The organism is Polynucleobacter bastaniensis (assembly GCF_018882205.1).
Classification (GTDB): Bacteria; Pseudomonadota; Gammaproteobacteria; order Burkholderiales; family Burkholderiaceae; genus Polynucleobacter; species Polynucleobacter bastaniensis.
In genome coordinates this window covers 153,715-180,509 of the sequence record NZ_JACVOU010000004.1, presented here as the reverse complement: position 1 = coordinate 180,509, position 26,795 = coordinate 153,715, and the positions used below count along the sequence as shown (strand labels likewise).

29 protein-coding genes are annotated in these 26,795 nt (G+C 42.9%); 8 read left to right on the top strand and 21 right to left on the bottom strand.

Annotated elements, in window-relative coordinates; all coding sequences use genetic code 11:
- Positions 1-38: 38 nt before the first annotated feature.
- On the bottom strand, positions 39-647 hold the full coding sequence (locus tag ICN22_RS08725) for a glutathione S-transferase (protein WP_216170214.1): 609 nt from the start codon (positions 645-647) through the stop codon (positions 39-41).
- 145 nt (positions 648-792) lie between these two features.
- On the opposite strand from ICN22_RS08725, the gene ahpC reads away from it, so the two are divergent.
- Both ahpC and ahpF read left to right on the top strand, forming a co-directional pair.
- Positions 793-1,356, top strand: a complete 564-nt coding sequence (gene ahpC, locus ICN22_RS08720; protein WP_216170212.1) for an alkyl hydroperoxide reductase subunit C — start codon at positions 793-795, stop codon at positions 1,354-1,356.
- 119 nt (positions 1,357-1,475) lie between these two features.
- Entirely contained in the window at positions 1,476-3,020 is a 1,545-nt protein-coding gene (gene ahpF, locus ICN22_RS08715) for an alkyl hydroperoxide reductase subunit F (protein ID WP_216170210.1), read from the top strand.
- 65 nt (positions 3,021-3,085) lie between these two features.
- Here ahpF and ICN22_RS08710 read toward each other — a convergent pair whose 3' ends face one another.
- The 10 genes from ICN22_RS08710 to ICN22_RS08665 all read right to left on the bottom strand — a co-directional run bounded on the left by ICN22_RS08710 (position 3,086) and on the right by ICN22_RS08665 (position 9,032).
- Positions 3,086-3,643, bottom strand: a complete 558-nt coding sequence (locus tag ICN22_RS08710; protein WP_216170207.1) for a hypothetical protein — start codon at positions 3,641-3,643, stop codon at positions 3,086-3,088.
- Positions 3,644-3,834: 191 nt separating this feature from the next.
- Positions 3,835-4,050 carry a hypothetical protein gene (locus tag ICN22_RS08705; RefSeq protein WP_216170204.1) on the bottom strand — a complete coding sequence of 72 codons (216 nt, stop codon included), beginning with the start codon at positions 4,048-4,050 and terminating at the stop codon, positions 3,835-3,837.
- 14 nt (positions 4,051-4,064) lie between these two features.
- Positions 4,065-4,250: a hypothetical protein gene (locus ICN22_RS08700; protein WP_216170201.1), complete on the bottom strand. Its 186-nt coding sequence runs from the start codon at positions 4,248-4,250 to the stop codon at positions 4,065-4,067.
- A gap of 380 nt (positions 4,251-4,630) precedes the next feature.
- Complete coding sequence (locus tag ICN22_RS08695; protein ID WP_216170199.1) at positions 4,631-5,179, bottom strand: hypothetical protein; 549 nt, start codon at positions 5,177-5,179, stop codon at positions 4,631-4,633.
- A complete protein-coding gene (locus ICN22_RS08690; RefSeq protein ID WP_216170197.1) occupies positions 5,176-6,357 on the bottom strand; it encodes a hypothetical protein in 1,182 nt (393 codons plus the stop codon). Before ICN22_RS08690 ends, ICN22_RS08695 begins: the two co-directional genes overlap by 4 nt.
- A 141-nt stretch (positions 6,358-6,498) precedes the next feature.
- Complete coding sequence (locus ICN22_RS08685; RefSeq protein ID WP_216170195.1) at positions 6,499-6,846, bottom strand: hypothetical protein; 348 nt, start codon at positions 6,844-6,846, stop codon at positions 6,499-6,501.
- A 3-nt stretch (positions 6,847-6,849) separates the two neighbouring features.
- Positions 6,850-7,752: a ParA family protein gene (locus ICN22_RS08680; RefSeq protein ID WP_216170193.1), complete on the bottom strand. Its 903-nt coding sequence runs from the start codon at positions 7,750-7,752 to the stop codon at positions 6,850-6,852.
- 35 nt (positions 7,753-7,787) lie between these two features.
- The gene (locus ICN22_RS08675) at positions 7,788-8,183 is read right to left on the bottom strand and encodes a bactofilin family protein (RefSeq protein WP_216170191.1); all 396 of its coding nucleotides are present in this window, start codon (positions 8,181-8,183) and stop codon (positions 7,788-7,790) included.
- An 18-nt stretch (positions 8,184-8,201) separates the two neighbouring features.
- A complete protein-coding gene (locus tag ICN22_RS08670; protein ID WP_216170189.1) occupies positions 8,202-8,669 on the bottom strand; it encodes a bactofilin family protein in 468 nt (155 codons plus the stop codon).
- A gap of 24 nt (positions 8,670-8,693) precedes the next feature.
- Positions 8,694-9,032: a bactofilin family protein gene (locus ICN22_RS08665; protein ID WP_215306033.1), complete on the bottom strand. Its 339-nt coding sequence runs from the start codon at positions 9,030-9,032 to the stop codon at positions 8,694-8,696.
- Positions 9,033-9,173: 141 nt separating this feature from the next.
- Here ICN22_RS08665 and ICN22_RS08660 point away from each other — a divergent pair, with 141 nt between their 5' ends.
- Positions 9,174-9,620 (top strand): surface-adhesin E family protein, encoded by a 447-nt coding sequence (locus tag ICN22_RS08660; protein ID WP_216170187.1) that lies wholly within the window; start codon positions 9,174-9,176, stop codon positions 9,618-9,620.
- 20 nt (positions 9,621-9,640) lie between these two features.
- Here the strand turns inward: ICN22_RS08660 and ICN22_RS08655 are convergent, their stop codons facing one another.
- Positions 9,641-9,991, bottom strand: a complete 351-nt coding sequence (locus tag ICN22_RS08655; RefSeq protein ID WP_216170184.1) for a hypothetical protein — start codon at positions 9,989-9,991, stop codon at positions 9,641-9,643.
- Positions 9,992-10,101: 110 nt separating this feature from the next.
- Between ICN22_RS08655 and ICN22_RS08650 the strand changes: the two genes are divergently transcribed.
- Positions 10,102-11,037, top strand: coding sequence for a M23 family metallopeptidase (locus ICN22_RS08650; protein WP_216170182.1), 936 nt, complete (start codon positions 10,102-10,104; stop codon positions 11,035-11,037).
- A 78-nt stretch (positions 11,038-11,115) separates the two neighbouring features.
- Here the strand turns inward: ICN22_RS08650 and ICN22_RS08645 are convergent, their stop codons facing one another.
- Positions 11,116-14,700, bottom strand: coding sequence for a beta strand repeat-containing protein (locus ICN22_RS08645; protein ID WP_216170180.1), 3,585 nt, complete (start codon positions 14,698-14,700; stop codon positions 11,116-11,118).
- Between the two features lie 282 nt (positions 14,701-14,982).
- Here ICN22_RS08645 and ICN22_RS08640 point away from each other — a divergent pair, with 282 nt between their 5' ends.
- Positions 14,983-15,129, top strand: a complete 147-nt coding sequence (locus ICN22_RS08640; protein ID WP_216170177.1) for a hypothetical protein — start codon at positions 14,983-14,985, stop codon at positions 15,127-15,129.
- Positions 15,130-15,166: 37 nt separating this feature from the next.
- Complete coding sequence (locus ICN22_RS08635) at positions 15,167-15,589, top strand: FliG C-terminal domain-containing protein (RefSeq protein WP_216170174.1); 423 nt, start codon at positions 15,167-15,169, stop codon at positions 15,587-15,589.
- A 23-nt stretch (positions 15,590-15,612) separates the two neighbouring features.
- Here the strand turns inward: ICN22_RS08635 and ICN22_RS08630 are convergent, their stop codons facing one another.
- The 3 genes from ICN22_RS08630 to ICN22_RS08620 form a co-directional block, all read right to left on the bottom strand.
- Positions 15,613-15,879 carry a hypothetical protein gene (locus ICN22_RS08630; protein ID WP_215309382.1) on the bottom strand — a complete coding sequence of 89 codons (267 nt, stop codon included), beginning with the start codon at positions 15,877-15,879 and terminating at the stop codon, positions 15,613-15,615.
- 248 nt (positions 15,880-16,127) lie between these two features.
- On the bottom strand, positions 16,128-16,997 hold the full coding sequence (locus ICN22_RS08625; protein WP_216170172.1) for a spermidine synthase: 870 nt from the start codon (positions 16,995-16,997) through the stop codon (positions 16,128-16,130).
- A 109-nt stretch (positions 16,998-17,106) separates the two neighbouring features.
- Positions 17,107-19,557: a beta strand repeat-containing protein gene (locus ICN22_RS08620; protein WP_216170169.1), complete on the bottom strand. Its 2,451-nt coding sequence runs from the start codon at positions 19,555-19,557 to the stop codon at positions 17,107-17,109.
- A gap of 260 nt (positions 19,558-19,817) precedes the next feature.
- Here ICN22_RS08620 and ICN22_RS08615 point away from each other — a divergent pair, with 260 nt between their 5' ends.
- Positions 19,818-20,024: a hypothetical protein gene (locus tag ICN22_RS08615; protein ID WP_216170167.1), complete on the top strand. Its 207-nt coding sequence runs from the start codon at positions 19,818-19,820 to the stop codon at positions 20,022-20,024.
- A 211-nt stretch (positions 20,025-20,235) separates the two neighbouring features.
- On the opposite strand, the gene ICN22_RS08610 is transcribed toward ICN22_RS08615, so the two are convergent.
- Positions 20,236-22,425 carry a hypothetical protein gene (locus ICN22_RS08610; RefSeq protein ID WP_216170164.1) on the bottom strand — a complete coding sequence of 730 codons (2,190 nt, stop codon included), beginning with the start codon at positions 22,423-22,425 and terminating at the stop codon, positions 20,236-20,238.
- A 734-nt stretch (positions 22,426-23,159) separates the two neighbouring features.
- On the opposite strand from ICN22_RS08610, the gene ICN22_RS08605 reads away from it, so the two are divergent.
- Positions 23,160-23,714, top strand: a complete 555-nt coding sequence (locus tag ICN22_RS08605; protein WP_216170162.1) for a hypothetical protein — start codon at positions 23,160-23,162, stop codon at positions 23,712-23,714.
- Between the two features lie 44 nt (positions 23,715-23,758).
- On the opposite strand, the gene ICN22_RS08600 is transcribed toward ICN22_RS08605, so the two are convergent.
- The 4 genes from ICN22_RS08600 to ICN22_RS08585 form a co-directional block, all read right to left on the bottom strand.
- Complete coding sequence (locus ICN22_RS08600) at positions 23,759-24,889, bottom strand: EscU/YscU/HrcU family type III secretion system export apparatus switch protein (RefSeq protein ID WP_216170159.1); 1,131 nt, start codon at positions 24,887-24,889, stop codon at positions 23,759-23,761.
- A gap of 86 nt (positions 24,890-24,975) precedes the next feature.
- On the bottom strand, positions 24,976-25,569 hold the full coding sequence (locus ICN22_RS08595; protein WP_216170156.1) for a tetratricopeptide repeat protein: 594 nt from the start codon (positions 25,567-25,569) through the stop codon (positions 24,976-24,978).
- Between the two features lie 37 nt (positions 25,570-25,606).
- On the bottom strand, positions 25,607-25,993 hold the full coding sequence (locus ICN22_RS08590; RefSeq protein WP_216170155.1) for a hypothetical protein: 387 nt from the start codon (positions 25,991-25,993) through the stop codon (positions 25,607-25,609).
- A 27-nt stretch (positions 25,994-26,020) separates the two neighbouring features.
- Positions 26,021-26,779, bottom strand: a complete 759-nt coding sequence (locus ICN22_RS08585) for a hypothetical protein (protein ID WP_216170152.1) — start codon at positions 26,777-26,779, stop codon at positions 26,021-26,023.
- Positions 26,780-26,795: the final 16 nt, after the last annotated feature.

Below are 26,795 nucleotides of genomic sequence, written 5' to 3'. Positions count from 1 at the left end.
AGGCCCTCGGATGAAAATTCGGGGGCTTTTTTTCGGGCCTAATCAATCCAGGCTGGATGCTTGTGCATCACTGAATTAAACAATTCAGACTCAATCAATTGACCAAGCCAACTCTGAAGGTGAGGAAACGGCAATGCCTCAAAGCTTTTTTGATCAGACATTGAAAATTGTCGAATAAAGGGAAAGGTAGCTACGTCTACCCAGGATAGCGTATTACCCATTAGATAAGCATTCAATTCCAGGGCAGACTCCATTGGCCTTAGCATCAACTCTATTGCTGCATTCAAAATCTCTTCTCGATTGAGATGAGGATATCTCTCGGGGTATTTATATTGATCCAAGAGCGTTTTAAATGGGCCATCATTTTTCTCAAGCCACTCTATCGCGATCAATTGATCAGGCTCCAGCCAACCATCTGGATCAGACCGATCTAAGGCCCAGCGCATGATATCGAAGCTCTGATCCAAAATTAGCTCTCCAACACACAAGACTGGTACTGTCCCTTTGGGGGAGACCCGCAACATGGATTGCGGCTTATTTCGCAAAACAATCTCTCGGTGCTCATATTCAATACCGGCGTATTTCAAGGCCATACGAGCCCGCATGGCATAAGGGCATCTACGGTAAGAATACAAAATTGGTCTCATCACAGCATTATCAAGCCAGCTATGAATTTATTGATCTAAAAAAACGATCATTTATATCATTATTATTTGTTATACAAATATATCATTCCGCTTCAGAATGACTCCTGTTGTGCATTAACCCATTTATTTTTAACAGGAAAACACCATGTCATTGATCAACACACCAGTAATTTCATTCAAAACCCAAGCCTTCCATAACGGCAAGTTTGTCACCGTTTCCGATGAGTCCCTCAAAGGCAAATGGTCAGTTTTGATTTTTATGCCAGCAGCATTCACATTCAACTGCCCAACAGAAATTGAAGATGCAGCTGATAACTATGCTGAGTTCCAGAAGATGGGTGCTGAGGTATACATCATTACTACTGATACCCATTTCTCACACAAAGTATGGCATGAGACTTCACCTGCCGTAGGTAAAGCGAAGTTCCCATTGGTTGGCGATCCAACTCATACATTGACACGTGGTTTTGGCGTACACATTGAAGAAGAAGGTCTCGCATTGCGCGGCTCATTCATCATCAATCCAGAAGGCGTTATCAAAACAGCTGAAATTCACTCAAATGAAATCGCTCGCGATATCTCAGAGACATTGCGCAAGTTCAAGGCTGCTCAGTACACAGCCGCTCACCCAGGTGAAGTATGCCCAGCCAAGTGGAAAGAAGGCGCAGCAACATTGACTCCATCTTTGGACCTCGTAGGCAAGATCTAAGGATCCATTTAGTAGTAATTAGTAATCAATAGACTCTCTTCGGAGAGTCTATTGGACAGGATAAGAAAGAGTAGTCCTGCCCAATAGACTCATCAAGATTTAATACTAAGGAATACCGCATGTTAGATACCAATATCAAAACCCAACTCAAAGCCTATTTTGAAAAAATAGAAAGCCCGATTGTTTTAGAGGCTACCTTAGATGACGGCACTCAATCAGCGCAGATGCTCGAGCTATTGAATGAAGTTGCCGAGCAATCTACCAAGATTACTGTCAAGACCTCAGGTAACAGTAAAAATATTCCTAGCTTTACCGTAGGCAAGGCAGATGAAGTTGCTCGTATCGCATTCTCTGGGTTACCAATGGGTCATGAGATGACTTCTTTCATTTTGGCTATTTTGCAAGCTAGCGGTTATCCACCAAAGGTGGAGCAAGACGTGATCGAGAGCATCAAAGGCTTAGAAGGTAAGAAGCGCTTTCAGACATTCATTTCTTTGTCATGCCATAACTGCCCAGATGTAGTGCAGGCCCTAAACTTGATGGCCGCCCTTAATCCCGATATCGAACATGAAATGATTGATGGTGCCCTCTTCCAAGGCTTGGTGGACCAATACCAAATCATGGCCGTGCCTACAGTGATTCTGAATGGTGAAGTCTTTGGTCAAGGCCGTATGAGCGTTGAAGAAATTGCCGCTAAATTGGATACCAATACTTCAGCACGTGATGCAGAGAAATTGAACGCTAAAGATGCCTATGATTCTTTAATTATTGGCGGTGGTCCAGCAGGCGCCTCAGCAGCGATCTACTCCGCTCGTAAGGGTATTAGAACTGGTGTGGTAGCTCAGAAATTTGGCGGTCAAGTTGCCGATACTGTAGGTATTGAAAACTTCATCTCCATTAAAGAAACTGAAGGTCCTAAATTAGTCATGGCTCTTGAGCAACACGTCAAAGAGTACGAAGTCGATGTCATGAATCTACAAACCGCTAAGAGCTTGAATAAGACTGGTGATGAAATTACAATCACCCTAGAAAATGGTGCTGTACTAAAGAGTAAGACAGTCATTTTGAGTACCGGTGCACGCTGGCGCGAAATGAATGTACCTGGTGAACAAGAGTACCGTGGCAAAGGCGTCGCTTATTGCCCGCATTGTGACGGCCCTTTATATAAAGGCAAGCGCGTAGCAGTGATTGGTGGCGGAAACTCGGGTGTTGAAGCCGCAATTGATTTGGCAGGCATTGTGAGTCATGTCACTTTAGTTGAGTTTGATACTAAATTGCGTGCCGATGCCGTACTACAGAAAAAAATGCACAGCATGCCCAATGTTACGGTAATTACTAATGCCTTAAGTAAGGAAGTGTTGGGTGCCGATGGCAAAGTAACTACTTTGAGATATGAAGATCGCGCCAACAATCAAATGCATGACATTGCACTTGAAGGAATCTTTGTGCAGATAGGCTTGTTACCGAATACGGATTGGCTCAAAGGAGTGATTGACCTATCCCCTCGGGGAGAAGTGATCATCGATCAAAAAGGTGAAACTTCCATGCCTGGTGTGTTTGCTGCAGGGGACTGTACTACCGTACCTTACAAGCAAATTATCATCGCCATGGGCGAAGGGGCGAAGGCATCCCTTTCTGCATTTGATTACTTAATTCGCTCATAAACATCAGGAAACATCGGGCTCGCTCAGGTCTAAATCAGGCCTGAGTGATTCTGAGCACCAGTTATCTAGCTCTCAGCAGCTACCTGTGCCTCAGCAAGCCTCATCTCTAACGCGAGGCGCTTAAAAGCCGATTGATCTGGATATTGTTTTGCCAAATAGTAAATAAGCTCCCGATCAGTTTTGCCAAACTGATGATCCTTCAGCATCGTTCTTAAAGCCCAAATTAATTGCAGAGAGGCGCGCTCATCTAACAAAATGCTCGCCTTATCTTCCGCACTCTCATCTAGCTCTTGAAGATTAATTTCTTTAGCAAAGGACAATAGCTTTTGCGGCATGTCCCACTTGACAACATTGTGAGCCCAATACAAAAAACGTTTAAAGTCGACGCGCATATTCTGAGCGGAAAAATTTTGCATCCAGGCATGCTCGATCAGCAGATCCAGCTTAAGCTTAAAATCAGAATAGAGGTCTTCAAAATTATCCCGGTCGAAATGCAGCTCTCCCGCAGAATCCCTTCTTGGAAATTTAATTTGACGAGGGTTTATTCCGAGCACTAAAGCAGCTGCTTGCCATGTATAAACATATTGCTTAGAAATCCAATGATCCCAATCCAATTCAGTCATAAATTTCGCTTCATTTCATATCAATAAGAGCATAGCTTACTACGCCTTAGATGCTAAATATTGAGAAGTGGTGAAGACTGAGTCAGATAGACCCCTGATAACCTAACTCACTTGTATCTGCGTAGGCTCTGTATTAGGTAAATAAAGCCTTGAGGCTTATCAAAACCTTAAGGTAGGGATTTGATATGGACTTAGTTCTTTGCAGCTCCAGATGTTTCAGAGGCTCTAGATGCTTCAGAAGCATATTTTTCAGCAATAAAAGAAAAATGTTTTTTGACTTCCGAGTCTATCGCAACATCTTCAGCTTTATGAGACCCTGATGTTGGTCTAGCCTCATATATATAAAAGTAGAGCCCCGCTATCGTCACTAATAGGGCAAAGCTAATCGGGCCAATGTATGTCCTCATGGGCTTTTCCCAGCTTAGGATATCTTGACAATATCAGCCTGGAGAGGATGAATCACATTTGGCAATATTTCTGTTGGATTGAATGATCTTGCAAGCCGCTCCTGCCAAAGCAGTCGATCCCTAACCAAATCATCAATTTCTAATTGAATAAATGTTGCTGAGACTGCTGATAAATCACTCTTCGCTTGGAACTGGTTCATGACCTCATCTCCTAATAAAAGCGTCAATGTATGAGTACCATCCTAGACGCTCTCGCAAGCAAGATAAAGCTATTTGCGCAAGTAAAAGCTGTTTTCTCGCCTAATGAAATCTCTTCATAAGTAATTGATTTATATCTATTTTATTAATGGCAATGAAGATAATTGCCATCCTTGGAATACTCTTTAGGTAGATAAATGAGTAACTTCATTAACCTATCGAAAGATTTTAAAAAATAGGTAAGGTCAACATTAGAACTTGTTGATAAATATAGAATTTTATCGTTCTGGATATTTCAATATAAATAAAAGTAGTGCGAGGAGGCTTACTTATACCCAAATTGTCTGTATGTAGACTGAAATCAACATTACGGGTCTATCTCTTAGACATTAATCATTTCCCAGCTACCTTTTAATTTCACATGAAAGGCATCGGTGTAGCGATAAAACTCAATTTCATTAAAGCGTCCATCAGCATCCAAAAGATGATTAAACAAAGCGGAGATATTCCAAGGCTCCCAATCAAAGGCTGGTTTTTCTGCCCATACCTTTGTACCCTTTTCCTGCTTAACAAACTGACTCATAAAACCAATCATCGTGGCAACATCTTCGCCATAGGTCACGACTGCACGTAAATATTTAGGCTCATCTAAAAACTTCATTTGTATAACTAAATAGGGTAAGGCAAAGGCCAAACATTTATGTCTGCGAGAGTTGCGGAAATAAACTTGTTTGGTAACCGACCATGGCTGATCTGAGTTACTTAAAGAAAAATCAAATACCCAAGAAGTATTATAAAAAAAGATACATTGGCGACCAGCTATTTCATTAATGACTTTTTGAAGAGGAGTAGTCTCGCGAAGTAATCGTAAGTGCTCTATAGGATGAAGCTTGCCTTCTTTTTTTGATGCTGGATTATCAATATCACTCACTCTTGCCTCTTAAATTGCTCAAAGATGAATGCTGACTTATCACCTACGTCTCTACTAATACGATAGACATAATTTTGATCGTAGATAAAGAAATATTTTCGCAGGAATGGATCGGCCAATACAATCTTTTTAAAATTACCTTGGCCAAGGTTATTCACCAATGCTTTATTCAGGAAGGTATCGATTGCAGGGGTTTCAAGTAATGCTTGCTGAGCCTGCATTCTTGCCAATAATTCAGCCTTGTTGGTCGACCCCTCGTAAAAGGCTGGGCAGCACTTTACAACGCCCTTGGGGCGAGCTCCAAGCCACACAAACTCATCGTTACCATACTTTATTGTGGTAGGAGTAATCAACAGCTTTTGACCGCTGCCTTCTGCCACCCATACCCCCAGCCAGCGCTCATTGATCGCTACAGTTTGAACATTAAGGTCAGCAGGAGCTGCATCACTAGCAGATGGTTCTGTACTAGCGTTTGGATTACTAGAATTAACCTCTGCAGGGCTCTGAATTTCTATGGCTTTAGGAGCCTCGACAATCTCAGGGCCAACTATATTTTGAGAAAGTGCGTAAAACATACCCCCCAGAACAATTAAATACAGCATGGAGCCGATGATCATACTGATAGGTAATGAATTTCTAGATTCTTGCCCAACTCTGCGTGAAGCATTCCCGGGTGATTGGGTGTGAGCGACTTTTGCTGATTCAGCAGCGACTTCAGAGAAACTATCCTTCAAGGAATCCAGGGAAGGAGCTTTATGACTAGGATGCTGTGATGGACACTCTAGCGAATGTGCATAAGATAAAGCCTCCTCCAAACTTGCAAAGACTGTATTGCGGCATACCAATTGATTTAAAACCGCATTTCTCTCTAGATTGTATTTAGTAACCAAATACAACTTATAGGTATCCAGTTGCAAGTCTTTGGGGCCAGAGTATCTCGCACCACTTTTTTGCGGCATCGGAAAAAAAATCCCCGCAACTAAAAAAGCTAGACCTACCAGTAATTTGAATTGCACTGGATTTTGTATTTGACTCAGAATAAATTGCTGCAATCCCTCACTATTCAGTCCAATAACTTGACTTTGGACTGCAGCAAACAACAAAGTAAGACCGCACAAAACTGCAATCACCTTCAATGCAATTTGCAAGTAGCGAGAATAAATCGGATTGTCGGGCACTTAAATTCCTTAATAAATGTAGAGAGAGTACATATTGAACTCAAGAACTCCAAATATGTTGCTACCAATTAATCTATTTGGCGCCTCGCCGCATGATCAAACCAGTGCCATTATTTCCATACCGAGAGATCTAACGGTGAGCTAGGATATACGTTTAGGAGGAGTGGTATCCGCTGCTTGCTGTTGGTCAGATTCTTCTTTTGGGCTGGCAGAAGGATCTGGCTCTTTATCTTTAGCGGCCTCTTTTGGAGCCTCTACAACCTCTTCCAGTCTTACAAAAGTATCGGTTGTGCCAAAGTTATCAACCCAGTGGAAGACTTCCATAAACTGCTCTTTGGGCATAAAACGCAAAGCGGAGTCATCATAATTCTTATACTCAACATAGCTTACGCCTAACTCATTTGGAGTATAGAGTCGCTTCACGGCAACTCGATGTCCATGCTCATCTTCAAATACGTCGTTTCTGTACGGATCTTTCATGCTTGTCATGAGTTAATTGTCACCCCTTCTCAAGAAAGAGGGTACCAAGCCTCCCTTTTTCAAGCGCTGTTCTGTTGAGCCTTCATTTTTTAGCTCCGGCACAGGTAAGGTGTTTGCAATGCCACCGTAAAAATTGAGGCCACGTGCTCTTTCACGATAATCATCTAGGACGCTCACTTTTTTCACGATCGCACGATTTAAAGAATTGCCACTAATCGAAATTGATTTTCTAACAATGTTCCGTTCAACGATTTTTTTAGAAATATATTTCCCAAAAATAGAAAAATTCTCTGCAATTTTTTGATCGGGACAGACACATAAAAAATCCTCATACACATAACTGTCAATTGCTGGTGTTCGATAGACAGGTGGAGTAATGTGGCAGTTCATAAGAAAGTCTAAGTTGGTAAATGTTGCGTGGGAAGAGTAGCCCTCTTCCACTTTACTAGGAACCACCAAAATAAACTGCTTGTTGACTGCCAGACGAGACATGCACTGTTGCGCATATTTCAGAATGAAAATTTCAGTACTTGCCATTTCAAATTTAGAGTTCGAACTGGGCACTAAAACCATATCAAAATCTAAGATAAATTGTTCGGACATAGCCGGCGTCCAAGTGAGATCACAAATACAAACCTCAACTCCAGATGAATACTTACGAACACCCGAGCGAGCACTGAGAAGAGCCGCCCCACTACTTTCATAATTAACGTCAAGGCAATGGACTTGGACACCGATATCCGGTGCTTTCTTAGCCCAGCGAGAAGAAGATGCCTGAGGATCCATGTCAATCAAGGATACTTTGATGTTTTCTTGTATCGCAAGATAAGCTGCTAGGTTTACGGCAATCGTGCTCTTACCAACACCACCCTTTTGGTTGGTCACTAGAATTTTGATTGTGCCGTTGGTATACATATTAATTACTCTTTTCTGCCAATAATGCCTGGTTTCTATTTGTCATCAAGATCATCATCGTTGATAATTTTGGAAAGTAGTCCACTCAAACGTGCACCCTGTTCGATGCCAATTTGTGCGTAAATAATATCTCCATGGACATCTGCGCCACTATGCAATTCCACTCTTTCAGTTGCCAGCACATTACCTTCTACTCGACCAGCAACCAACACTCGTACCCCAGAAATATTACCCTGCACTAAACCAGTTTTACCAAGCGCAATACAAACGTCTGCGCCTGCTTTGGTTTTAATATCACCAACCACCGTGCCATCGATTCTGAGGGACTTTGTTGCTAATAAGCTACCAGTGATTTCTAAATCGGATCCGATAATTGAGCCGAAGGTTTCTTTAGACGGATCAAGTAAGCGTATTACGGTATTTTGTTTCAAAGCAAGCTTAGTTGCAGGTTAGTTTTTATTAAATTTGCCGCTAATCTTGCCACCACGTTGAATATGAATATATTTGTAATTGATATTTCCACTCACATGGGCGAGAGGGCCAACATTTAAGTCATCGCAGTTGACGTCTCCCTTCAGGTTGCCCTTAATCACCAAGTTTTCGGTATTAAGCTCACCATCAACTTGGCCAGTGGAATCAATCAACACAGATTTAGCAGTAACTGTTCCGCGCACAGTCCCTGAAATGTTCAATACCCCATCAGAAACTATCGTACCTTCAAAGACAAAGCCCTCGCTCAGAATCGACGGTTTACTGTTGATGGAAGAGCGAACTGGTGCTTCACTTCGAAAATTTTGTTCGGCTGGTTCAAAGTCAACTTCTTCAGGCACATTTGACTGAGAAAAGTTATCAGGCTGCTCTTGCATATCTTGCTCTGGGTTGTTTTGTGAATTGGAATTTTTTGAAAAGATAGACATCGTCGTATGTTCTGCTTAAGAAAATTAGGAATGGGGATTGAGATTATGTAATTCACCATGCAAATGGCCACCTTTTTCAATCTCAATTTCAGAATAATTAATAGAACCACTAACCTTGCCAGTAGACCGAATAATCAAACTGCGGGTTGAAGAAATATACTCATTGACTTCACCACGAATATCTACAGACTCACCAGATAATTTGCCACGCACGACACCTGTTGCCTCTATGATGACTTGTTTTGCAGTAATCTCACCTTCAACGACTCCTGAAATGGAGGCAATATCAGGAACTTCAAAATTCCCTTTGAGAACCACACCTTCACCTACAAATAGGCAACCTTGTTGATTTGCTTCAGCCATGCTTAACACTCCTTGGGCGCAGTACTTCTATTATTGACATTAATTACAGTGATTTTATCAGTTGAAACACCCTTCTAGGGCTTAAACGCACTATATATGAACAATTTAAATATTTCACGCTCTAAAATTTACACTCTTTTTATGACAAAAAAATTGACGCTTATGGCCTTAACGGCTTTTTTACTAAACCCACTTAATGCCAGCCATGCTGGGTGGAGCTTTATCTCCTCTGATGCTCTGGGAAACAACTATTACTACGATGACAGTAAAACTGTCAGGGAAACCCAATCAGAGCAAGTGAGCACTTGGCTTTTAACTAGCTATTCTCAGGCTCTATCCGGCCCCAATGGAGAGCCCACCCTTTCTGTCATTCAGGATTTATCCTACTTTTGCCGAACTGGCTACGAGAGCTATAAGCAGTTTTATATCGGTTATTACGCGGGTCCGGAGGGCTCTGGCACCAGTTTGGGTGCTGAAAATACCCCGAACTCGCCCTGGGAACGCGTCATTCCAGAGACGATGAGTGATGTCTTATTTCAGTTTTTTTGTAAACCAGGTCAGTCCAGCAAGGACCCGAGCGGCAAGTAGGCGCTGGAACTAATGACTAATTACGGCTTCACTTCTGGAGCGGCGTCTGGCTTGTTTTCAGCCGCGCTAGCAGGTTTGGAGAAGTAACTCATTGGATAAGTAGTTTCCGCTCCAAATGGCCCCCGAATCCAGATTTGATCGTTATATCTCACATAGCAACTGCGGCTCACGCTACCTGTGGCACTGACGCTGTAGGAAAAGAACCAATTGGGTTCAATCCTGCCTGTTTCAGAGGTACAAGGCTCGGCGGTAATGTACAAAATGTCGCCGTGGGCTGGCATTTGGCCAATGATCGCCCCTTGAGCTATTGGATTGCCCTGCAGAATGAGGCCGACTAACAGTATTTTAAAAGTGGGACGTAATAAATTCATAGGGAGCGAATGACAGGGTCGCTGAAAAGTAAACTTGTTGGTATTATAGGGTACCTTGCAGCTTAGCTACCAAATTTTATTTAAAAAAATCAAGTACTTATAGAATATCAATGCAACTATTTTGGGTTTCGGGATCGACTGGCTCGATCAAACAAATCAATATCACCAAAAAGAGTGTTTTACGCTTAGTGGCTATTGTCAGCTGCGCGTTTTGCGCCTTTGGGATTTTGATTTTTTATACCGGCATCACGATTGCATTTGAAGTAAACCCCGAGCTGGCTAAAGAAGTAACTGGGGTAGTGACACCCGAAGAGCGCTCAAGACTAGATGGCATGTATCGTCGAGAGCTGGCCTCTTACCAAGAGCGTCTTAAGGAGGCTAGCGCTACCTTTAATGAACTCAAGGCCAGTAAAGACCGCTATCTTGCCATCTCTACCCCGAGCACTATTAAGGACAAACTCTTAGACCCTGCGCACCTTGGTGGCCCTCTAAAACCAGTTAATTTTCAGCTAGATCCCACCAAAGCATTGGTCGATAATCTTGAGGATCTGGCCAACAAGTCCAATGAAATTCTCGACATTGCCACTAAGCTAGAACCTGAATGGCAAAAGCAATATAACTGGCTCAGAGCCCTGCCGATTGGGCCACCAATTGATGCTAGGCTGGGTATGACCAGCAACTTTGGTGTCCGCATAGATCCCATTACTCAACAATTGGCACAGCATTCTGGTATTGACTTTATTACTCCAACGGGCACCCCTATCGTAGCGTCAGGTGATGGCACGGTGATTAAGTCAGCTTTCGATCCAGCGTACGGTAACTTTATTGAAATTGCCCATAACGAAGGCTTTATTTCTAAGTATGCTCACAACAGCAAACTCTTGGTCAAAGCGGGGCAAGTCGTCAAGCGTGGTCAAGTGATTGCACAATCGGGCTCTACCGGTAGATCAACTGGCCCGCATCTTCACTATGAGATTCACCAAAATAGCACTTACCTTAATCCAGCCAAGATTTTGGTCTACGCCCCACCCTCAAAATACTGGTAATTAATTGCAAATTTTTTTGCAATAAAACTGTACTGATAAATTTTCTAAGCAGACAGCTTATTCAGCTCAAAATAGTTTTTAGGCGTACAAGGTAGTAAATCGAGTTTTCACGAAATCGGTTGACACATCGGTTAACGCCGCTATTTGGTAAGCAGACAACATTTTTGCTCTTGTCGAACCTAGCCCATTCACTTGGCTGAGAGTCATTCCCGCCATTGCATTAGTTGTAATCGCAGCAAACTCTTCGTTGGTGAATGTATTAACGTCTGCACTTGAAAGACTGGTCAGCTGCGCTGCGCTGAGCATGGCAATCTGCTCTCTATTGAGCGCTCCTGCATTTGCAGTAGACAGGGCTCCTAGTTGCGTAGTCGTTAAACCCGAAATAGCCGTTGTCGCAATCGCAGCCATTGCTTCTGGAGTAAGGCCATTTAATGCTGTAGTGGATAAGCCGCCAACTTGAGTGGAACTAAACTTGGCAACCTGCTCAGCAGTCAGTGCGCCTGCATTGGTAGCAGAGAGGGCTCCTAGTTGCGTAGTCGTTAAACCCGAAATAGCTGTTGGTGTAATTGCTGCCATTGCTGCTGTAGTCAGCAGATTTAAGGCGGTTGTGGTTAACTGGGCAACTTGACTTGAGGACATTGCACCGGTACTAAGAGTATCTAAATACGGAGCCTGCGTATCCGTTACGCCCTGCATTGCTGCTGCTGTAATCGCTGTCCCCGATTCTTGGATTAATGTATTTAAAGCAGCGTTATTAAGCTGACCAATTTGAGTTGAGCTTAGCTGAGCAACTTGACCATCTGTGAGGTTCTCAGCGGAGTGAGTAGTGAGTCCACCTAGCTGCGTACTAGTTAAACCCGAAATAGCTGATGTTGAAATTCCTGCCATAGCATCAGGACTTAGTGAATTTAAATTCGTTAATTCGGCAATTTGACTTGCAGTCAGATAGCCAACCTGCCGATTAGTTAACTCGGAGGTAATGGTAGTAGAAAGCGCATTGAGTTGCGCAGTCGTTAAACCTGTAATACCTGAGGTTGAAATCGCTGGCAGCGCTGTTGGGCTCAAGGCATTTAAGGCAGTAGTCGATAGGCCACCAACTTGAGTAGAGTTCAGGGTAGCAGCTTGCTCAGGAGTCAATGCTGCTGCATTGGCAGAAGATAGAACTCCCAATTGCCCAGTCGTTAAACCCGAAATAGCTGAGGTTGAAATCGCTGCCATTGCATTGGGAGTCAGTCCATTTAATGCGGTGGTGGAGAAGGCGCCAATTTGGGTTGAGTTGAGTTGAGACACTTGAGTACCGACCAAGGCCCCTGCATTGCCAGCAGATAAGTTACCAGCTTGATCCGTAGTTAAGCCTGTGATTGCGCTGGGAGTAATTGCCGCCATTGCGCCTGTTGCTCCAGTAGTTAGGCTATTTAAAGTGGCATAAGGCAAAGCGCCAATTTGGCTGTAATTGAATTGACTCACCTGGTCTGCGGTTAAAGCCGCTGCATTAGTAGTAGATAAACCAGCTAATTGCGCACTACTCAACCCCCTAATTGCTCCTGCTGGAATGCTAGCAATCGCATTGGTGCTCATCACATTCAGATCAGCAAAAGGCAATTTACTAATTTGCACATAGCTCAATTTTGCTACTTGATCCGCAGTGAAAACTGTGGCTTTAGCAGTTGTTAAATTCGTAAGTTGGCTAGTATTTAAACCTTGGATTGCATTGGGATCTATTGAAGCAAAGGCAGTAGTTGTTAAGGCATTCACACCTGCGCTGCTCATCGCATTGATTTGCTGATAAGAAAGCGCAGCAACCTTAGCGTCAGATAATCCGGTTGCCTGTGCTGTAGTTAGGCGGGCTATAGCACTTGGGGTAATGGCTGCTATTGCGTTTGTACTGAAGGAATTTATTCCCGTAGGAGTGAAAGCAGCGATTTGAGTGGAGTTAATCTGCGCTACTTGAGCGCTGACCAAGGCGCCAGCATTGGTATCAGATAAAGCAGCCAACTGGGTAGTAGTAAATCCACGAATAGCCGTTGGCGTGATCGCTGCCATCGCCGCAGTACTCAACACGTTTAAAGCGTCATTGTTGAGCGCGCCAATTTGAGTCGAATTAAGCTGGGCTACTTGGTTCGCAGTCAGAACCCTAGCATTGGCGGTCGATAGAGCCGTCATTTGCGCAGTATTTAACCCTTGAATTGCGCTCGGCTCAATGGCCGCAAAAGCGGTGGTACTTAAGGCATTCAGATTGGTGGTAGTAAAGGCATTGATTTGTCGAGCAGACAATGAGGATGCATTCGCGGCAGACATACTCGTTGCTTGAGTAGAACTCATACCAGCTATAGCAGATAAAGAGATGGCCGCAATGGCATCATCCCCCATAGAATTTACATTGACCAAGGCTGCTACTTGGGCTGAACTGAGCTGAGCCACTTGAGGTCCTGTTAAGGCAGCGGCATTGGTAGTTGATAAGGCGGTTAGTTGGGTCGTACTTAAGCCGCGGATAGCGGTTGTGGAAATCGCTGACATTGCTGCTGGGGTAAGTCCATTTAAGGCTGCCGTCGATAAAGCTCCAATTTGTACAGCATTAAGCTGAGCCAACTGGTCACTCGTTAATGCTCCAGCATTAGTTGCTAATAAGCCCGTCAATTGCGCAGCAGTAAAGCCTTTGATTGCCCCTGTCGGAATACTCGCAATCGCGTTTGTACTCATTGCATTAATAGCATCGACAGACAATTTACTCACTTGCGTGGAGTTTAATTTAGCGGCTTGGGAGCTTGTTAGGGCAGTAGCATTCGTTGTCACTAAACTAGTGAGATGAGTGGCATTAAAACCTTGAACTGCGTTTGCATCGATACCAGCAAAGGCTAGTGCTGTGAAGCCATTAATACCACCACTGGTCATGGCATTAATTTGTCGATAAGACAGGGCTGCCGTATTAGCGGCAGAGATTCCAGCGGCTTGTGTACCAGTAATGCCTGCCATCGCTTTAGTTTGAATTGCCGCAAAATCAGTGGGACTAAATGCATTTAAAGCGGCAGGGGCTAAGGCGCCAATTTGATCAGCGTTCAACTGGGCCACTTGAGCACTAGTTAAGGCACCAGCATTGGTCGTCGATAAGGCAGCCATTTGCGTGGTCGTTAAACCGCGAATGGCAGTCGTAGAAATGGCAGCGATTGCCGTTGTCGTTAACCCATTTAAAGCGGCGGTGGATAAGGATCCAATTTGAGCTGCGTTCAGCTGAGCCACTTGCGAACTTGTCATTGCAGTAGCATTAGTAGCCAATAAACCAGCCAATTGCGTGGTGGTAAATCCTCTGGCGGCAGTTTTGGTAATGGCTGCCATTGCGGCCGGAGTTAATGCATTAATATCGTCTGCTGATAACTTACCAATTTGGGCGGAGTTTAATTTCGAAATTTGGGTGGCGGTAAAAGCCGCTGCATTTGCAGTTGATAGACCCGTCAGTTGACTAGTAGTCATACCAATAATTGAAAAAGGGTCGATTGCCGCAAAGGTCTCTGGCGTTAAGGCGTTCAAATCCTCGCTCTCAAAAGCGTGGATTTGAATCGCCTTAAAAGGGGCGATCTGAGACGGACTGATTAACGCAGCCTGGTCGGTTGTTAGCTGCCTAATCTCCAGCGTACTGCGCTTAGAGACGTGACTGCTATCCCACAAATTAACTCCGTTAGAAGTTATCGATAAAGTCACTTTATGCCCAGAAAATTATAGTTATATTGAACTTATTACGGCTAAAGTGACGCTTTCATTTACCCCTTAAATGACTAAAAACCGCAAAATTTGATATAAAAAACGTGATTTGACCATAATGAACGCCAACAGGGACTTCTGGGCAGCGTGATACGCAAAGACCCCCCCAAGCAAGATGAAGATACCTTTGATCTGGGGTAAAAGTGCAACTTTGTGTAAATTTCACTCCAAACCTACAATAGGCCAATCATGAAGCATGTATACAAGTACCTCCTCAGCGCTCTGGCAGTCTTTGGCTTGGCGCTCCTCATTGATCAAGGGATCTGCAATAAGTGGGTCTATCACGATTACGCAGCGGGCATGGATCGCAAGCTTTCTTGCTTTTGGAAGCCCTAGTTAGCTTCAGCCTGCCTTTAGCAAACGCCCATTAACCATGACTGTGAAAAATGCTGCCGCCATTTTGGCGCACCTGCATCAAACCCAGGTAGATTTGGGGGTAAAGCATGTAGAGAGTCATGATGCCCAAATTGCCAGGGAAATCCTAGATCGCCTCTACAGCTTTGAAGACTTGGTCTTTCTCAGTGACCTAGATATGCAAACCCTGCTGCTCAAGATTTCGGACAAAACCCTCGTGATGTGTTTAAAAAAAGTGAGTAAGCCTTTGGGTATCAAAATCTTGAGTGCCATGACCAAAGCTAGAGCCAGGACCCTTGGAGAAGACTTACAAAATAGCGAGAAGCTGAAAAGCTCAGAAATCGATGCAGTGCAGTTAGAGGTATTAAAAGTAGCGTACGAGTTGCACCAAACTCAAAAGATTACCCTACGCAAAACGGCTTTAGACGAAAAGTACATCTAAATTATAGGTATTGATACTACGGCTTAATGATGCACGCCGGCTTCTTCCATTGCTTTCTGATGGGCTTTGCGCTGAGCAATTTTTTCGGTGGCTTTTTCAATTTCATGATTGTGCAACAAGACTTCATGCAAACTGCGATAGAGAAACTCTAGAGCAACGGCAATGACCAGCAACACGGTAAAGGTAAGCCATTTATCATGAACCAGACAAATATCTGCCACCGTTAAGGCCACAAGGGCTTTAAAACGGATAAAAGTCGTTTCAGGAAAATGAGGCAAATGCATACTCATGATTTTTGGAAGCTTTGTAATTTCTAGAAGAGAAAAAATAACAGAAAAAAGTGATAAACAAAAGTTGCGCTGCACAAAAATAGGGCGACCCTAAACACACACTATCTCAATGCACCAATTAGGGTTTACGGCTTTAACTCCAATTGCTGTTAGTGATTGGCGAGCTCCAAATGGGATTAATAATCCTTATAAATAGTAGGGATTTATAAATAGCCATATGCTGGGTCCTAATGCATAGCGCCTACTAACTACAGTTCGCTATCGAGCAGTATTTTCCTACCCTGAAGATCGATTAATCTGACTAATCCAGGTTGTAATAATTCACTCAAATCAAATGGCAAAGTCTTTTGCAGACTGATCTGCTGCGCATACTCTGAAATACCGTTTAAGCTCACCTTTTTTAATATTGGTAGTGCAATCACAACCTTATTACCTGCTTTTGGGACCCTCAAGGTGAACACGTCATCAAAGACTTCCTGATAAGTGCGAAGCATGGGTCTATAGAGAGGATTGGCAGTGGCAGTACTCCACATATTGGTAATGATGGCGCCAGAGGCATTGAGAGCATTTTTCATGGCCAACAAAAACTCTTTGGTTGCCAAGTGCTTTGGTATTCCTGCTGCTGTAAAAGCATCTAAAAAAATCAGGTCATAAGGCTTTTGAACATTTTCAATAAAGGTTCGACCATCTTGTGCGTGAGAGATCAAAGAACGATTCTCCACAAAATTAAAATACTGCTTTGCTAAAGCAATAATTTGCGGATCAATATCAACCACATCGATGTGAGCGCTTGGATAGTGTTTGCGCAAAAACATGGGTATTGAGCCACCCCCTACCCCAATGACCAGTACGCGATCAATATGCTGAGCAAACGCTAAACCGATCATCGCCGATTTTATATAGGGCAATCCTAAGTAATTGAGGTCGCCTGGTTTAACGATGCTTTGACGTGGTCCATTTTTTCCAAAGCGTAGTGTCCGAATACCATCATGATCTTGCGTTACTCTTGCGAGCCCACAGAGTGTTTGGCCTTCATACAACAAACCTTCTTTTGCCGTCTTTGGTTTTAAACCAGCAGAAATTACTGAAGATAAAGCGGTCTTGATATTACTCAACATAGTCAATTAGCAATCACTCTAGCGTTTAAATGCATTTTGAATATCAAAACCAGGTGAAGCAATTAAATGTGAGCTATCTCAAGTCATATTTTGCATGAATTAGCGATCATCAAACTACAGTGAACGATTTCACTTTTGAGTTTTGTGTTGTGCCAGGACCGGTGGAGAAATAAGTTTTAATATTCAGCCAGGAATCAGACACATTGATTGCAGTAACTTTGGTTTTACCACTCAGAGTTGTTGCGTCACCGGCCGTACCAATTTGACTAATGAGAATTGAGTTTGCAGTAATTTGATTGAGTTTTGTATTGTTCATAATGGTATCGCTAATTGCATTGATATTCGTGAGAGTGTCAGCCACATCAATTGATGTGATCTTACTATTACTGAGGTAATTGTTGGTACCAGATAAGGAGGCTGTACCAACTGCAGTTAAAGAAAAACTCGTTACTCTTGAGTAAGAAACTAATGAAGCATTAGCGGCCAGTTTGAAATTTGCCTCTGTATCAGACACAGTAATACCAGTGACCTTAGGATTGGATTTTAGTGTTAGAACATTAGCAAGACTTGCTCCTGTTGCATAGATGTTCTTAATCAGATTATTGCTTCTCAAGCTGGTTAATGTGGAAGCGCTTCCCAATAAATTGGATGAAGTATCTGTCACTGTTACAGAATTTAATTTGTTTCTATAAGAGGGAGCTAATGCTGCATATTGCGCGCTAATCGTACTCACATCTGCAACAGCAGCATTTGTGATCTTCAGCCCCAGTAGACTGGTACTACTGAGCATTGTGGATAGATCAGCAGATGCTAAATTCGCATATGTATCCTGAATATTGTATTTAAGTACAGCTGTATCATTTTTGACTGTGTTGTAGTCAGCATATGGAACGGCACTCAAAATAAAAGTATTCTGACCAGTTAATTTAATTTTTAAAGCAGTGTATTGTGCGCTAGACATATTCAATACTGCTTTTTTCAGTACCGTGCCATCACTAACAGCAACAGATGATAGATTACTAATATTCGATCCAATCACTGAACTGGCTGATGCCAAATCCTTGTTCAGATTAGACGCTGTATCCGAAACTGAGACAGCAATGTTATTACCTGAAACTGCCGATAAAATTGTTGTGAGTGTCGTAGATGTCGGTATTGCAGATAATTTGAGGCCTGAAATTTTTCCAGATGTCCATGATGTGATTGCATCACCCAAAGCTGTATGATTTGTCGAAGTAGTTTGAGCTATGTTGGCACCAATATCTGTAATACCAATTGCTGTGAACTTATTCTTCAAAGAATTTAATGTTGTTAAATTTGCAATTGATGCATTTGTTCCTACGATAGATGTAACCTTGCTACCTAAAGCGGTGATGGTGTCAGAATTTCTGATAATGTCTGCAGCACTACCAGTAATGCTAAGACTGATATTTGATTTAATGGCATCTGGCAACGCGTTAATAATTGCCAGATTTCCTGAAGTCATTTCTGTAGCAGACAGAGCCAATGGAACTGAATTTACGCTACCGCTAATACTAAAGCTGACTTTTGATTTAATTGCATCTGGCAAAGCAAAAATCGTTTGAAGATTAGCAGTTGTCACATCTGCAGCAGCCAAAGATATTACGACTGAAGATACCTTACTTGCGATAGTGCTTCCAATCAGAGTCCTTGCTGCACTTGCAGAAATATTTGCCAATGTATCTGAAACAGTAATCGAGTTTGAGGCAACCCTACTATTAGTATTTATTCCTGTTGAGTTTGTATTCAGATTTGCAATACTATCGTTAATGCTAATGCTTGCTTTAGATTTAATCGCATCTGGTAATGCATTGATAGTTGCCAGATTTTCAGTGGTTAAATCCGTTGCACCCATGGATATTGCTACTGAAGATACCTTGGCTGCTAGCGTTGTTCCAACGAGGGTTTTTGCAGCATCAGCACTAATGTTTGTTAAGGTATCGAAGACGGTAATTGAACTTGAGGCAATCTTGCTACTGCCATTAATTGCAGTTGCGTTTGTAGTCAGGTTTGCAATGCTGTCTTTTAAGGAAATGGACTTTACATCACCATCGCTTATCAAAGCACTTAGGTCATTAGCACCTCCCGAGAAATTGGTTACTGCAACGCCCTTGGTGCCAGCACCTCGTATTAAGTCCTCGATAGCTTGTTCATTTGTATTTGAGCTATAAACGCTATATGCCACCGATACGGGGCCAGCATCACTTACAGTGATAGCATTAATCTTTGTATAGACAGCATCAAGACTTTTGAAATTATTACCACCCATTCCTGCAGCAGTGTCTGCAACATTCAATTTTGCAGAAGCTAACTTCAGAATGACATCCTTATAAGATGTCACCTTGGAGCCTGTCAACGATAAATTATCGTTACCCGAGAGCGTGATGCTAGAAATTCTTGCGCTATTTGCTTCAAGTTCAGACAATACGGTGTCAGACAGGTCGCCTGCAGCGCCTGTCACAGCTACGTTACCCTGATTGGCAAGGGCAGTTACTAGGGTGCTGTACCCGGTACCCCCTACTGTATACAACGCCGTCATTGAATTATCCTATTGGCACCTACATAGTGCCTACAGTCAATTTACGGCTAAAAATGGCTTATTCATTAGGAAATATGGACTTATTTACTAATGCATTTAAAGATCCATATCTTCTATTTGAGGCCTAGATGTCTTATTCCAGGACTTTTTATTGTTCGGGTGATATGAAGATGCAATTAAGTTAGTGATTACTAATTCAGTTCGTTGTAGAGTAGATGAAGATATGGATAAATTAGTATCTCGATTTTTAAGGAATCAACATGGCTGCCATCAATACTTCGATCTCCTACCAATCTCAATTTGCTACCTCTGGAACATCTTTAAGCGATATGCGCACTAAAGGTGGTGCCCAGTCGCAAATGGAGGAAATGAAGGGGGTAGAACTTAAACCTACTAACTTTAAATTCCAAGTGCAGAAAACGGAACCGCTTGGCGACCTTGGAAGGCATGTGAATTTAAGGGCTTAAGCTAAATTTCTTAAGTCTTATTGTGAACGACAATTCTGCTACCCATGATTTAATGTTCTAAATCAAAAGGTATTTTGCTAGTTTGGAGGAAATATAGACTGCTGATAATAGCAACTATTGAGATAAAGATAAAAGAAGGCTCAACAATAAATAAGGAAAAACTCATGATCTATGTGAAAGATCATGAGTTTGTTACCTAAACACAACTTACTTATGCAGCAATCTTCAACTTAGCTCTATCAACATTGCTACCGATCTGTTGCAATAGAGTTGTGAGAGCGCTCTTATCAGTCACTGTCCAAGAATTAGCAGATTGGCTCTCCGTATATGCAGTCTTAAGTTTAGACTGACTTAAGAAGTCACGTAACTCACCCAAGGTGTCAATGCTTCCCTTAGATACGTTGGTAACGTAGAAACTAGCCACGTTTTTATCATCCTGAAGAGTAACTCCACTGTTGGCTTGAGCAACACCGCCAGCCTTCTGAGAATCAGCATATGCTGCACCTGTGACAGTAAACGCATAATTAGTAGGAGCTGTGACATCACCGGCTGGATTTGTAACCCCAAGACTAAAGGCACCATTGAGTCCTGTATATTGGCTCATTGAAACAGTAATTGCTTTTTTACCATTATTAGTACCATCAGTAACAACAATCTCAGTTAAAGGAGTGTTAGTAGTAGTTGTGACGCTATCATAAAGAGCCTGGATATTCTTTTGAATATCAACTGCTTTAGCACTATAAGCGATTTTAGTTGCAGTTCCAAATCCTGAAGAGTTACCGCCATTTTGCACTTTAGAGGTAATAGCAGCAATTGTTGTTGACGTAATATCGCCATATCCTTCGATCGTTACTCTGCTAACAGTTCCAGAAGCATTGTTGTATCTAGCAACTTCACTCATAGTTTTATCTAAGGTGCTTGTTGTGAACTTGTGAGCTCCGGCGACGTAGCCAGTTGAGAGATCTTTCATTCCTACAGCTGTAGCAGTGTCGTTATTACCGGCCATTGCATGAGCTCTGGTATCAAATAATGCGAAAGTATTATCAGTGATTCTGCCAACATAATAAGTTGTGCCGGATGTCAGTCCAATAGTCGCGGCAGATGCAGTTTTCTCGTAATACACTGCATCACCAGTCTTATATCCGTGTGTATTTGAGGTGATAACATCAGTCGTATCATTTACAGCACCGGAATTTCCAACTGCAAGGGTGAGAGTTGCAGATCCTGCCGATAAATTAGTCGCAGTATCTTTTATCTGTACATTGCCAATGATGTCAGACAATGTTCTGTTTTTTACATTTGCTGTAGTCACACCATTTGAGGTTGTTAGAGTTGTCAATTGGCGAGCTTGCGCTAATGTTGCATTTGTTACATCAACCTTGTCTAAAGTAGTTACCCTTGTTGGTGCATCAGCATTAGAGGTTATGAATCGATCTGCTGTTCCGTTACCAGCATTAGACACGGCCTTACGCCCTTCCAATGAAGTTACATCAGCAGCGTGAGCCAAGGTGTCATAAAGGGCAAAGGTATTTGAAGACAATTTTCTGACGTAATACTGTGTTCCGTCAGTTAAGGTATCAATCGCAGTTGTGCCTGATTTCGCATAAGTAACTTTATCACCAGTACTCAGAGTATGCGAGTTTGATGTAAGTACACCTGCAGCCGATCCAGATGTTGCGTTAACAGTAGCAATATTAACTACGCCTGAATTGATATTAGTATTGTTGTACTTATTAATCAAAGCTATGGCACTGGTTTGCAATAAATTATTGGCAGTGTCTACTAATTTAATTGTAGATCCGCCAGCTTTGACTAACTTGTCACCCAGTGTTTTAAGCTGTGAGAGGCTAAATTCTGCAACTCCACCGCCTGTAATTGTAATAGTATCAATCTTTGATACGTTTTTGAGAAGAGACGCCATACTAGTCTTAATCTCTGAAGCTGTGCCTGTAACTTTAAAGATTTTTCCTGATAAAACTTCCATTCCGGATAAATTAACCGCACCTTGCAAATCTAATGCAGCAACAGTTGGGGCACTGTCAATATTCATTGCCTTGAATTTAGTGTACACAGCATCAAGAGCTGTAAAGTTTGAGGTTACAGCGCTGTTTGTCTCTGCGCCACCAACCACCGTATCAGACTGAAGTACTAAACTTCTCGTACCTAACTTGAGCAATGCTGCTTTATAGCTAGTAGTATTAGCGGCTGAAACAACGATGTCGCTAGTCGACTTGATTGAGCCAATACCAGCAGCGTATGTATTTAGGTCTGAAAGTGCGGCCTTAATATCAGTACCAGATCCAGTAATAGCAAGCTTTTGATTGCCCCTCATTGAATATGCCAAGGCAATATCATTATATTCCTGTGTTCCAGCGCCAATTCTGATTGCTAAGTCACCCATGTCGTACTCCTGTTAATTAATTTCTTACCTACTTAAACGGATAAACATCCTGAACTGATTAGTAAAAATATATAAAATATATAGGTATATATTTTATATATTTTTGCGGAACCCTTAATTACGCTTTTTTTGAGCCACCTAGCATCTACATCCCTTTAAGCGCTAGATTTCTTACGTAATCTTTGAGCTCTGAACTGATCTCCTACACATATATCGGCTTTTTTCTCTACTTTGTTTAGCTTTATTTGCCAATTGAGTAGTCCTGGTTTACTTATATTAATTTTTTATATATATAAATTAGATATATAATTGGGATTTTATGGCCCTTATTTCTCTAAACCTATGAAATATGTCTTCTCAAGCCCCTATTTAGTGCCTGCAGAGTCTCTTTGGCGGTTTTTTCCAGAAAAAGAACTCCAGGGTCAATATTCGAATATCCCCTTGGGGATTGTTTTGATTGTTTTGGACAAGCAAAGACAAGGCGAGGAGCTTTCTTTAAAGGGTCTATATAGCTATTTTTCCTGCAGTCACCTCACAGTGAAGAAATTTGTTGATGCGCTATGTGCCGCTGGATATCTTCAAACCCTTAAATCGAGCACGGATTCTAGGGTAAAGTACCTTTTAATGACAGATAAATGCAGTGTTTTATGCCAAGCTTTTATACCTAAACCCCTAATTAGCCAACCCTAAGCAATCTCCTGCCTCAAATAACTACTTAAGACTGTGAGCCAACTGTGACTAGGATTCAGACTCTTTCCGCTCTAGCGCTATGCGCCACCCTTTTTGCCTGCGGCAATAATGAGACCTCCCCTCAGGCAGAGGTATGGCTACCAGATACGGCGGTAGTCAAACTACCCATAGAGGAATATGCTGGTATTCCATTTAATACCAGCGGGCAAGAGGCGGTTGATAAATTTAAGTGCACCCAATACGACCTCACCTATAGTTGCAAGGTCAAAAATGGGGAAAAAAATGAGGATCTTTGGCTAATCTATAACGAGGCCGGCCGCATGGTGCTCATGAAGAAGGAGCTGGGCTACTATAAAAAAGAGGTGGCAGATGCCATTATTGAGCGCCTTTCCATTAAATATGGCCTAGATTACAGTCCTTCTGAGGGTCAAGAAAGCGCTTTTGCTTCTGGGGTTCGTAAGACCAAAAGCTATGTTTTTGGGGGCGGGCAAGTTGCCTTTCAGATTGGCAGAAGCCTGAATAACCGCAATGAACTGATGCTGGTGTACTTTTTCCCTGAGGATGTGGGGGCTACCTTTGCCAAAAGCGTCATGAACTAAGCGGGTCTATTTCTTATAACCCTACTTAGTTTGGCTTGGGTTAATTAAAGCAAGGGCTTGTTAGGTTTGAGCTGGGTGGGGATGAAATCCACTTGGGGAACATCTCCAGCAAGACCGGTTTCCTTGGTGTCATAAGCCCAGGCCAAGATTTGGGCAATTGCCTCAAATAAAGGCAATGGTATGGCCTCCCCAATCTCTAGCTGACTATATAAATAGCGTGCTAATGGAGGAATTTGGGCAATCGGCACATTAAAGTCTTTGGCTACCTCCTGAATCCGCAAAGCAATCTGGTCTGCCCCTTTAGCCACCACAATCGGCGCTGCCATCTTTTCCATGTCATAGCGTAGCGCCACAGAATAATGCTCTGGGTTAGCTAAAACGACGTCTGCCCGCTCAATCGCTGCCATCATCCGTGAAGCGGAGATCTGTCGTTGCATTTGCCGCAGGCGCTGCTTGATCTCTGGCGAGCCATCCGACTCTTTCATCTCCTGCTTCATTTCTTCGGGGCTCATCCGAATTTGCTTGCGAAAGTTAAACCATTGCAACCAGGAGTCCCCAACCGCAATCAACAACAGTGGCAACATCAGCAGCATAAAACCATCAAGAATAAAAGATGAAGTCTGTACGAGCGCTGCATCAAAATTCTGATTAACAATCATCCGAACATAGGCAAAGAGACCAAATAAATAGGCTATACCCACACCTAACATGAGGGTCGTTTTGACTAAGTTCTTTAATAACTCGCTTAAGGCATTAATCGAAAACATCCGCCCCAGCCCGGCAATGATGTCGAGCCTACCTAAATTAAACTGGGGGGCAAAATAAGCACGAAAGTTCACTAAAGATAAGGGCGCTAAGATACCAACGATCCACAGCGGTATGAAGATCAAAGCTAGGAGTATCAGCACGACTAAGAATGCCCCTCCTGCCCACTCCTGAATATGATCCATCAGTTTGGCAGGTTCTGGAAACTGGAAAATTGCCTGAGTCATCAAGACCATCTGCTTAAGTAGCAGGGGGCCGACCGCTGATAAAAAAATGACTACTACTACTAGCGTCGCAAAAGTCGCTAGATCGCGTGATTGGGGTAGTTGCCCTTGTTCACGGGCACGCAGAATGCGCCGCTCACTCGGTTCCAGTTCCTTTTCTTGGGAGTTATCTCCGCCTTCAGCCACCCTATTACCCCATCCACAATTTTAGCTATGGCTCAAGCTTACACCCAGCGAGTCCATTTAGGCCTCGAATTAGGATCAGGGTTTAACTAAGGTAAGGTCTTTTTGAGGGCGGTGAGTTTTTCTTGGGCGGCAATTAGCTCTTGGGGGCTTAAGGATTTCTTGAGCTTTACCACCTCCGCACCGGCCACTGGATTACCAGTGGCATCAGATAAGGACATCCAGATATACGCTTTTGGTAAATCTACCGCTATTTGGCCACCATCCATATAGATATGGGCTAAGTTATATTGACCCACTGCGCTACCAGCCATCGCTGCTTTTTCAAACCAATAGAGGGCTAATTGTGGAGCATTATCCAAGGCGTCGATCTTTTGATACAGGACCCCTAATTCAAGCATGGCCTCAATATTGCCCTTCTCGGCTGCACGATTTAACCAAACTAAGCCCTGCTCAATATTTTGCTTAGTACCAATGCCCTGGATATACATCAAAGACAAATCGTACTGAGCCTTGGTATCCCCAGATTCTGCAAGACCTTGAAATAATTGATGGGCCTTGGCGTAATCACCAGCAGCATAAGCAGACCTTGCCTGCTGATAATCTGAGCAGCCCAACAAGATGCTAGCAAAAGCCGCTAGTATTGGCATACGTAAGAGAGTGCACCAATTTAGCTGGGGCATAGCTAGCTCAGATAATTGCCTTAGTTACGCCTGATACTTACTTTTTATTTGGCGGCGCTGGCTTCTTCTCTTCGGGCTCTTCCGCATCCTCATCTGCTGGGGCATCGCTAGCCTTAGGCAAATTCACTGGTAAAGCAGGCTCAACATAGTAACTTGCACCGAGATCCCCACCAATCATTCTGGCAAAGCCGCCAAAATAACGGCGTCCCAGATCAGGGTAGTAAGGGGAGGAAGCTAAATAACCCTTCGAACGAATACATGCGCTATTGTTCACACTACCCTCACAACTGGCTATAGCTGATAGTCGACCAATCTCAAATTGCTCGCCCAAGAAAAAGCCAGCTATCAGAATGACCAAGGGCAGAATGAGCCAAAGCAGGAGTTTTTTGGCTAACTGTATTAAAGATTCAAGCTTTTCATTCATCACTGTTACTTTCCGATTAATAGCATATCAATGTTGCTCAACCTTCTTGGGGGCACTTTGCACCAAATCACTTGGTAACTTTCGCCAATTCGCAATAGGCTCCTTATTATGCAACTTTGCATAGACTTGAATGATTCTAGGATCTGCAGGATTCAGATTTTCCTTCATTGCGTTATACATCCTCGCACCAGCAATTTGGTTGCCCTGCTCAATATAGGCATTAGCAGCATTATAAAAATAACCGGCCGCCTTTTCTTGTTGCGGGTTACCAACAATGGACGTTAGATAAAGATTGCCTAAATATTCGCATGCGCTGGGATTTTGAATTTTAGCCGGCACGATAAAGTGCTTTTCCGCTAATAAATATTGTTTTTTAGCATAGCGACGAAAAACGGTATTGGTGAGGATGAAATCAGGATGAGTTACGATCTCGGCTTGACGATCATAGTACTGCATACGCTCAAAGGCAATTAAGCCCCGATAGTAGTTTGCCTGCACATCCCCCTCTGCTGCTAGGGTATCGAGTTTTTCTAAGATCCCCAAAGCCTCTTTGCTGTAACGCAACACCTCATCCTCAGGCTCAATACATTTGGGATTCTTAACACAAGCAATCGCAACGATAGTTTTATCAAAGCTGCGCTTGTAGCGTTTGTAGAGTTTTTTTGCTTCAGTAGCAGGACCTACAAAAGGCTCGGTAGAAGTTTTAGCCTCAGAGCTAGTCTTTTTTTGTACATTCTTGTCTTGAACTTTAGGGTCTGAAGCCGTACCCACTATGGGTACGAGCATCAAGAAGGCAAGAAGG